The sequence below is a fragment of the Peptidiphaga sp. genome, assembly GCF_057238965.1.
Genome location: NZ_DBHHEV010000039.1, coordinates 1 through 9,014 on the forward strand (window position 1 = coordinate 1; position 9,014 = coordinate 9,014).

The 9,014-nt window shown below is 66.1% G+C and carries 9 protein-coding genes and 3 tRNA genes; 2 read left to right on the top strand and 10 right to left on the bottom strand.

The features are described from left to right. Positions 1-661 (bottom strand): sensor domain-containing protein (locus ACO48X_RS06055; protein WP_485001219.1); only part of this gene is annotated, 661 nt, incomplete at its 3' end. Between the two features lie 467 nt (positions 662-1,128). Here ACO48X_RS06055 and ACO48X_RS06060 point away from each other — a divergent pair. Continuing rightward, positions 1,129-2,181, top strand: a complete 1,053-nt coding sequence (locus ACO48X_RS06060; protein WP_485001220.1) for an adenosine deaminase — start codon at positions 1,129-1,131, stop codon at positions 2,179-2,181. Positions 2,182-2,242: 61 nt separating this feature from the next. On the opposite strand, the gene ACO48X_RS06065 is transcribed toward ACO48X_RS06060, so the two are convergent. From ACO48X_RS06065 to ACO48X_RS06085, 5 genes are all read right to left on the bottom strand, one after another. Beyond that, complete coding sequence (locus ACO48X_RS06065) at positions 2,243-3,385, bottom strand: UDP-N-acetylmuramate dehydrogenase (RefSeq protein WP_485001221.1); 1,143 nt, start codon at positions 3,383-3,385, stop codon at positions 2,243-2,245. A gap of 457 nt (positions 3,386-3,842) precedes the next feature. Beyond that, on the bottom strand, positions 3,843-4,013 hold the full coding sequence (gene rpmG / locus ACO48X_RS06070) for a 50S ribosomal protein L33 (RefSeq protein ID WP_009199297.1): 171 nt from the start codon (positions 4,011-4,013) through the stop codon (positions 3,843-3,845). A 50-nt stretch (positions 4,014-4,063) separates the two neighbouring features. Next, positions 4,064-4,137, bottom strand: a tRNA-Met gene (locus tag ACO48X_RS06075). 29 nt (positions 4,138-4,166) lie between these two features. Continuing rightward, positions 4,167-4,239: transfer RNA gene (locus ACO48X_RS06080), tRNA-Thr, on the bottom strand. Between the two features lie 83 nt (positions 4,240-4,322). Beyond that, positions 4,323-4,403: transfer RNA gene (locus ACO48X_RS06085), tRNA-Tyr, on the bottom strand. A 181-nt stretch (positions 4,404-4,584) separates the two neighbouring features. On the opposite strand from ACO48X_RS06085, the gene ACO48X_RS06090 reads away from it, so the two are divergent. Continuing rightward, a complete protein-coding gene (locus tag ACO48X_RS06090; RefSeq protein ID WP_485001222.1) occupies positions 4,585-5,079 on the top strand; it encodes a YajQ family cyclic di-GMP-binding protein in 495 nt (164 codons plus the stop codon). A gap of 147 nt (positions 5,080-5,226) precedes the next feature. On the opposite strand, the gene ACO48X_RS06095 is transcribed toward ACO48X_RS06090, so the two are convergent. The 4 genes from ACO48X_RS06095 to ACO48X_RS06110 form a co-directional block, all read right to left on the bottom strand. Further along, positions 5,227-6,609, bottom strand: a complete 1,383-nt coding sequence (locus tag ACO48X_RS06095; RefSeq protein ID WP_485001223.1) for an FAD-dependent oxidoreductase — start codon at positions 6,607-6,609, stop codon at positions 5,227-5,229. Positions 6,610-6,740: 131 nt separating this feature from the next. After that, on the bottom strand, positions 6,741-7,379 hold the full coding sequence (hpf, locus tag ACO48X_RS06100) for a ribosome hibernation-promoting factor, HPF/YfiA family (protein WP_485001224.1): 639 nt from the start codon (positions 7,377-7,379) through the stop codon (positions 6,741-6,743). A gap of 153 nt (positions 7,380-7,532) precedes the next feature. After that, the gene (locus tag ACO48X_RS06105; RefSeq protein ID WP_485001225.1) at positions 7,533-8,288 is read right to left on the bottom strand and encodes a ComF family protein; all 756 of its coding nucleotides are present in this window, start codon (positions 8,286-8,288) and stop codon (positions 7,533-7,535) included. Positions 8,289-8,493: 205 nt separating this feature from the next. After that, a partial coding sequence (locus tag ACO48X_RS06110; protein WP_485001226.1) for an LpqB family beta-propeller domain-containing protein occupies positions 8,494-9,014 on the bottom strand: 521 nt, incomplete at its 5' end.

Genomic DNA, 9,014 nt, shown 5'->3' on the forward strand with positions numbered 1-9,014 from the left:
TCAACCGCTCAATATCCGCCCGATCCCGAGCACGCCGCAACAACAACACATCAGCAAGATGAAACTGAATCTTTCCGCAGGCTTTGATCAGATATGGTCCGTACAACAGCAAAAGCAGACCGAAGCAAAATCCCAATCCCGCGTCGACGACGGGCGGGTACGAAACGTTCGCCGATCCCGTGACGCCTGTATAGTCGATTCCCGTCGCTTTGAAGAGCAACAGGATGATCGGCTGGGCAAGGCCGACGGCCGTTGCGACAATCCAGACAAACGCAAAGACCGCATTGCCGATGGCGATGGGAAACGAAGCGAACACCCACAGCACGTCAAGCCACGACTGCGGATCGCGCAACGGATATAAGAAGCCGATTATCTTCTTGCGACGCTCCGGCGTCACGTAGACGGATTCCGGGCGCTCCCCTCCGACGGCCCTCTCATTGAGGCGGCGTTGGGCGACGGCCCCGAGCCTGGCGACCATGATCCCCAGAAGCAGGAGTGCCACACCCCCGATCAAGGCAATCCCCGCCCCCAGAAACATCAGCACTGCGACGGCGATGAACATGCCCAGGTGGACGGGAGCGGCAGCCAACATATACGCCGAGTAGGCTGCCGCTCGTCCCAAACGGCTTCTGAACGTTTCGCGCCGTTCGGCGGCGCTCAAACCTTCGGCAGAGTCCCGACGCCCGTCGGAGGCAGTCGCGTCATTCGCAACTTCACCGTACGCGGAACCGCCGTCGGCGTTCAACGTCGGGACCGTTTCGACAGTGCTCATGCGTTCAACTTTCCCACATCCGGGGCGATTCTCATATCTTGCGTCCTGGCCGATCGGGGTGAGGACAACCCGACAGCGCGGGGACGCCGCTTGCGGCGGGGCGGCGATGGACGGCACATTCGGGGACAACCCGACAGCGCGGGGACGCCGCGCCAGAAAATGGCCTGGACGGCGCCTCGGAACGACCGGGGCGACGACAAAGGCGCAGTCACAACGGGAAGATCGAAGCGACTGCCCGCAAACAGCGGGGTCGTCGGTTCATGGCCGCCTCTCGGCGAGGTTCGGGCCGGGCGACCTGCGGACGACCGGGGTGTCGATCCGGCACCGGGGTATTCAACATATGGGAAAATGTATGCGTGCGCGATCTCAACCGCCTCCCCAAGGCACATCTTCACTTGCACTTCACGGGGTCGATGCGCGTGCGCACCCTCGAGCGAATGGCCGAGGCTCAGGGCGTCCGCCTGCCCGAGGGGCTGACGGACAACGTCGCAATCGAGGTGCCGGCGGACCAGCGCGGGTGGTTCCGCTTCCAGCGCGCCTACGATGCGGCGCGGAAGACGGTCCGCAGCGAGGAGGCCATGCGCACCATCGTCCGAGAGGCCGCCGAGGACGACGCCGCCGAAGGCTCGCGCCGCCTCGAGATCCAGATCGATCCCACGTCGTACGCGCCCTTCGTCGGCGGAATCACCCCGGCGCTCGAGATCGTCTTGGACGAGGCCGCGGCCGCCAGCCGCGCGACCGGCGTGGATGTGGCCGTAATCGTCGCAGCCTCGCGCATCCGCCATCCTTTGGAAGCCCGCACCCTGGCCCGCCTGGCGGCCAAGTACGCCGGGGACGGGGCGGGGGACGTCGTCGGCTTCGGCCTGTCCAACGACGAAAGGCGGGGCGTCACATCCGAATGGGAGTCGGCGTTCCGCATCGCGCGAAAAGCGGGGCTGAGGTCGGTGCCCCACGGCGGAGAGCTTCTTGGCCCCGAGCACCTTCGCGAAGTCCTCGACTTTCTCAAACCCACGCGTCTGGGGCACGGCGTGCGCGCGGCGGAGAGCCCCGACGTCCTCAGGCGGGTCATCGACGAGGGCGTCGCCTTCGAGGTGTGCCCGGCGTCGAACGTCTCCCTGGGCGTCTATTCGGAGGCTTCGGGGGTGCCCGTTCGCACGCTCATGGACGCCGGCGCGACGATCGCTTTGGGCGCCGACGACCCGCTTCTTTTCCTTTCACGCCTGACCGCCCAGTACGAGACGCTTCGCGAGCAAGGCTTCGACGACGCCGAACTCGCCGCCCTCGCGTCCTCGTCGGTGGAGGCAAGCTTCGCCGACGAGGCGTCCAAGCGCACGTGGAAAGCCGAGATCCAGGATTGGCTGGCCGCAGATCCTTCGAACGATGACGACGCGGAGGCACACGGTGCCTGAAACGAAGCGGCGCGCTCCCACGGCAGAAACGAAACGCCAGGAGGCGCGGGGACGAACCAGGTCAGTCCAGGCCGCCGACAATCGTCGGCTCAGCCTCCAGAATCACGCCGTAGGCCTCACGCACGCCGTCGCGAATGGTTCGCGCCAGCTCCCGCATCTGGGCGCCCGTCGCTCCCCCGCGGTTCGTCAAGGCGAGCGCATGCTTGGTCGAGAGCGCCGCGGGCCCCGGCATTCCGTACCCGGCCGGAAATCCCGCGTGGTCAATGAGCCAGGCTGCGGAGGTTTTCACCTGCCCCTCGACTCGCGGGGCGGCTGCGCCGAGGACGGTGCGGCTGCCGTCGCGCAGCCCGTGCTTCGGGGCGTCGTCGGGCAGCCTGGCAGCCTGGGCCTCGCTCAAGACGGGGTTGGTGAAGAACGAGCCGGCCGAATAGGTGTCTCGATCGGCGTCGTCCAGAACCATGCCCTTGGACCGGCGAAGCTCCACAACCGCGTCGCGCACAGCGACCGAAGGCACGCGCTCGCCCGGCTGCACGCCGAGCAGCTGGGCAAGCTGGGAGTATTGAACGGGGGCGGAAAGCGAGGCGATCCTCAGCTGGAAATCGACGTCGAGCACGATGTGCCGCGGGCTGGGGCCCCAACCTTCCTTCAGGCTCTTCTTGACAACGGACGTCCGATAGCCGAATTCCATCTGGGAAAAAGACAGGTAGTCGACCCTGCCGGTCGCGCGGTCGTAAACGCGGACTCCGGCGATCGATCCGCCTGCTTCCTGCCCGTAGGCTCCGATGTTCTGGACCGGGGCCGCTCCCACCGTTCCGGGGATTCCGGAAAGCGCTTCGACGCCCATCCACTCGTTGGCGATCGTGTGGACGACGAAGTCGTCCCATGGGGTTCCCGCGCTCACCCGAAGGTTGGCCCCTTCGCACCCTCCTTCTTGCCTGAGGACGATGCTCTGGCGCACATCGCGCACGACGACGCCGGGAAAACGGCCGTCGGCGGCCAAAACGTTCGAGCCGCCGCCGAGAACCATGACGGGGACTCCTTCGGCGTCGGCCTCACGGACCGTCTCAACGATCTCCTCCTCGCTCGACGCCTCAACGAGCCGATCGAAGGAGCCCCCCACGGCAAAGGTCGTCAACTCGGCGAAGGAACTGGCTCCGACTCTTGCACGGGTGGCGGGCAAGGGCGCCGAAGGGACGGGAGGCACTGCTGAATGCTCTGGAACGCTGCAACTCACGGGCTGAGCATACCAAGAGACGGAGGCGCCCAGGCGGCGGGCACAGCCAGGCGGCGGGCACACCAAGCGGCACGGGATTCTCCTCCCGAGGCGCCCACGGGGTTCGCTTCCTGAGACGCCGGGCCTTTCTGGAGCGCCGGGAGGCTCCCTTGTGCGTGTCGCCGACGGGGTAGGCGCACGAAGGGTTTTCCTGGAGCGTCGGGCCCCCTTGGGCGCAGCGTCTTCTGGGCGTCGGCGCAACCCTGTAGCCGACGCTTTTGACAGGGCCCTTGGCGGAATTCGCGAGGGGACGGACGGCATGGCGGAGCAGCGCAGGAAGGACGGGGACGCGGCACAAGGCCACAGGCGCACGACGCCGAAGCCCGTCTACTGGACGGCAAAAGCCCGCGGCCAAAGCCGCGGGCTTGAATCTGCTAGGGCAGAGCGATCAGCGAGTCTCGCGATGAGACGTCGACTTGTTGCACCTCGGGCAGTACTTCTTCAGCTGAAGACGATCCGGCGTATTGCGACGGTTCTTCTTCGTGATGTAGTTGCGCTCCTTGCAGTCCTCGCAGGCGAGGGTGATCTTGGGGCGAACATCCTGAGACTTGCTAGCCACTTTCTAACTCCTCTTGTTTTGTCAACAAAGCGAGGGCCGCTTCGCGACCGTAGCGGGGGCGGGGCTTGAACCCGCGACCTCACGATTATGAGTCGTGCGCTCTGACCAGCTGAGCTACCCCGCCGCAGCGGTCGCGGCCTGGGCCGCGACCAGAGCCCCGAAAGGGAATCGAACCCTTGACCTTCTCCTTACCATGGAGACGCTCTGCCGACTGAGCTATCGGGGCAGCGCGGACAAGCTTATCAACAAACAATCCGGGCAGTGGCCCGGAGTTCGGTGACGCCAATCACGCTCATGCGGTTGACCGCGTGGCGGGTGAGGGATTCGAACCCCCGAAGCTCACGCGTCTGATTTACAGTCAGATCCCTTTGGCCGCTCAGGAAACCCGCCTTACAATGCTCGGTTTCCCGGACATCGCCAGACGAGATTACCAGGGTGATCCCAGTACATGTCAAATTTTCCGTAGAATGGGAGACGCGAGTCACGAGGCGGGGGCTCCCATTCTCAGAAACGGGAACCGCCGCGCCAAATCAACGAAACACCCCCGCCGCCGCGGGCGAAAGGAGCATCCATGGCAGATTCGTCCTTCGACGTCGTCTCCGAGTACGACCGCCAGGAAGTCGACAACGCAGTCAACCAAACCGCCAAGGAGATCTCGCAACGTTACGACTTCAAAGGAGTGGGCGCATCGATCGCGCTCTCCGGCGAGACGATCACGATGACCGCGAACGCCCCCGAGCGGGTTTTGGCCGTCTACGACATCCTGCAAACCAAGTTCGTGCGCCGCGGGGTCTCGCTCAAGTCGCTCGACGTCGGCGACGGCGAGCCGAAGCAATCGGGCAAGGAGCACAGGCTCGTAGGGACCCTCAAGCGGGGCCTGAGCCAGGAAAACGCGAAAAAGCTATCGAAGCTCGTGCGCGACGAGGGGCCCAAAGGGGTCAAAGTGCAGATCCAAGGCGAGGAGCTGCGCGTCTCATCGAAGTCTCGCGACGCCCTTCAAGAGACGATCGCTTTGCTCAAAAGCGCGGACGTCGACTGCGCCCTCCAATTCCAAAACTACCGCTGACGAGTTCCGGGCCTGTCGGGGGCGGCGAGGCAGCCGACCTGTCGCCGACAGGCCCCAGAGCTGAAACGGACGCAGCAGAAGGAGGCGGAGAGACTCGCGAGGAGGGTGCGGCGGGGCCCGCGCGACCCGGCGGGGCCCGCACGGACGTCAGTACAGCTTCCCGTCGTGCTCCTCGCCCCGCGAAACGGCCGTCATGGTCTCGCGTTCGACGACCTTGATCCGCTTGCGCCCCTCGGCCTCGCCAATCTCCTTCTCGAAGGCTTCGAGAAGCTCCCAGCCGTGCCAGGTTGTATACCGCACGCCCCGCTCGTTCAGCAAGGCGACGACGCCTTCCCCGCCGTCGGGGGTTCCAGTCGCGGAAAGCCTGCCGGCGTTCGCATCCTCGACGAGGTTGGCGATCGTCTCTTGCGCGTCCGACTTGGTCGATCCAATGAGGCCGACGGGGCCGCGCTTGACCCATCCCGTCGCATAGAGCCCGTTCACCGGCTTCCCGTCCTCGACCACGCGCCCTCCGACGTTCGGGATCACGCGCTTCTCATCGTCGAACGGCGCCCCTTCGATCGGGCTGGAGGCGTAGCCGACCGCGCGATAGACCGCCTGCACCGGATAATCGATGTACTCGCCGGTCCCCTCGACCGATCCGTCGCCCCGCAGCCGGGTGCGCTCCATGCGGATCGCCTCGACCTTGCCGTCGCCGAGAATCGCGACGGGCTGCTGGAGCATGTGGATGTGTATGCGGCGCGAGGCGGTGAGGTCCTCGGGTTCTTGGAACACCCAATTGGTGAGCTGGTCGACGACCTGCTTCGTCATCTTCTTGCTCTCGACGGCCTCCTGCGAAGCCTCGTCGTACTCGAAATCCTCAGGGTAGACGACGACGTCGACGTCGGGGACGTGGCCGAGCTCACGCAGCTCCATCGGGGTGAACTTGACCTGCGCGGGGCCGCGGCGGCCGAAGACGTGCACGTCGCGCACCGGGTTGTCCTTGAGCGCGGCGGCGACGTTGCCCGGAATCTCGGTCGGCATGAGATCCTCGACGTGCTTGGCGAGAATCCGGGAGACGTCCAGGGCGACGTTCCCGACGCCGAGGACGGCGACGTCGGTCGCCTCAAGGGGCCAGCTGCGGGGAAAGTCGGGATGGCCGTCGTACCAGGCGACGAAGTCGGCGGCGCCGTAGCAGCCGGGAAGGTCGACGCCGGGAATGTCGAGCGGGGCGTCGGCAAGCGCCCCCGTGGCGACGATGATCGCGTCGTAATGCTCGTGCATTTCGGCCAAGGTCACATCCGAGCCGACGTCGACGTTGCCGAGCAGCCGGATGTCCCCGCGCTGAAGAATGTTGTACAGCGCGTCGATGATCGCCTTGATGCGGGGATGGTCGGGGGCGACTCCGTATCGAACCAGCCCGTAGGGCGCAGGCAGCCGTTCGAACAGGTCGATGGAAACGTCAAGATCGGACTTTGACAGGATGTCCGAGGCGTATATGCCTGCGGGGCCGGCGCCGATCACAGCGACGTTGTAGTGACGTTTGTCCACGTATGTCCTTCCTCGAGAGAACCGAGGAAAAGCTTATCCCGGAAGGAGCCCCCGACGTTGCACTGCGTGGCGCGGCCCACCAAACCGCGGCGGGGGCGGCGCCGTTCTTTTCGGCGTCGCCCCCGCGTCGGTCAGACGGTTCGGGTGTCCAAGCGAATCACGCCGTACGTCCACCCGCGGCGGTGGTAGACGGCGCACGGCTGCTTCGTCTCCTCGTCGATGAAGAGATAGAAGGGATGGCCCACGAGCTCCATCTCGTACAGGGCCTGGTCGACCGACATGGGTTGCGCCTCGTACAGCTTTTGGCGGACGACGACGGGCGAATCGCCCAGCTGGTTTTCGACCTCCTCGCCGGGGACGGTCGGGACTTTGGCCGTCTCCTGGGCCGCCTGCTCCTTGGCCTTGGGAATGTTGACGTCCTTCGGCGTCAGCGTCAGCGGCGCACTCACGTGGGAGTCGGGGCGTCGGTGTTCCTTGCGGCGATCACGCGCGCGCCTCAGCCGCTCGAGAAGCTTTCCCGACGCCAAGTCGAGGGCCCCGTACCGATCGGACGCGGCGGCCTCGGCGCGTATGACAGGGCCCTTGTCGATGACGGTTATCTCTATTCGCTCGGAGACTTCCGCCTGGGAGGGATTGGGCTCGTGGGTTATCTCGACGTCGACCCGTTGCGCCCTCGGCGCGAACTGTTCGATCTTCGAGAGCTTCTCGTTGACGTGGGTGCGGAAACGGTCGGAAACTTCGGCGTTTCGACCTTTGACGATAATCTCCACAATGCTCTCCTTGGGGATGTGATTTTAATGGAACTGGCGCTGCATCTCACGCAATCTCAGAGAAGATCACCCCCTTTTCCGGAGACGGCCGCCCCGTCGGGGCGTTCGCGTCGATGCATTCATTGTAATCGACCGCGGGCCTCCGGGCGAGGTTTAAATCACATTTGCCTTTCGATTTCTCGGGTCGGCCGCCGCTGCGAGGACGACGGCGCAGACCACCCTTGCACCGGCCTTTTCCAGCGCACACGCACATCCGGCCAGTGTCGCGCCGGATGTGAGGACGTCGTCGGCCACCACGCAATTTAGCTCCGTGCGAAACTCGCGGCGCGCCCGAATGAAAGACGTTTTCCGGCGCCGCCCCCGAAGCCCCGAGCCTCGCGCGCTTCCCGTTCTCAGCGCGTCGACGGCGTCGGCCCGCACGCCCGCCTCGGTCAGCCCCTTCGCCGCCGCTTGAGCGACGTGCCCCGCAACGAACCTCCCGTCGTGCCTCCTGCGAAATCGCGAAGGGGCGGGAACCACGAGAATCCGCCCGTCGGCTTGCGGCGCGCCTGCGGACTCGGCGTCCCGCGGCCGCAGCGCGCCGGCCAGCTCCAAGGCGCGGGCCTCGACAATGCGGGAGACGGCGTCGGTGAGTTCGCGGTCGACGACGTTCTTCCATGCGATGATCGCGCGCCGCCGCCTCCCTCGGTACTCGCCGAGGGAAAGGACGGGAAAGGCCGGTTCAAAGTCGCCGGGCACGGCCAGCCCTTCACGGCTCAATCTCGGGTGGAGCAGGTAGGGGGCGCGCCAGGACGCGTCCATCCACGACCCTGCCAGATCCGATGCGCAGGCTGCGCACAGCGACGTGTCCCACGCCCCGCAGCCGGCGCAGGACCGAGGGAAGACCAAATCCATAAGCTCGTCGAACACAGCTCGATCTTCGCCCCTGCAAGGTGCGCAGGGCGGCGTGTCCACATATCCACAGGCGACGTGCCGCGGGGCCTCGTCCGGCGCCGGCCGCGTAATGCGGCGCCTGCTTTGCTCGCCGCCGTTCCGGCAAGTCCGCCCGCCGGGACGAGGCGGACGCCAACGTCGCTGCGCGCTGGCCGCGAACCACCTGCCGCGGCAATCCCGCTCAGCCGGGAAGCGCCACGGCGGTGACGGAGCTTGCTATCGCCCGCCATGATCCGCCCTCTCGCGAATAGGCCACGTTCTTGTCGGTCAAGACGATGATCGACCCCTCGTCGCGACCGGCGGTGATGGCGACGGCGCCGGTGTAAGGCGCCATGAGCCGTTCGGAGGGCCCGCCGATCTTCACCGAGTACAGGGCGCGGTCGGACCCGGCCGAGGCCCGTCCGAGCACGGCTATTTTGGTGGGGCCGATCCAGGCGACGTCCGTGACGTCGACCATGCTCTGGCCTATGGTCATAGGGTCGCCGAGCTGCATGGGCTCGTCCTCAGAGTCGGCGTTGCGGTGGATTGCGGCGACCTGGATTGTGGGCGTTCCCGCCAGCTCGCTGACCACGACGATCCGCGAGCCGTCTCGCGAGACCGCGATGTCGCGAACCTTCGCCCCCCTGAGCCAGGAGACGCCGACGGCCTTCTCTCGCCCGACCGACGGGTTGGCCACGATGAGGGACCCTCCGTTCTCGCGCT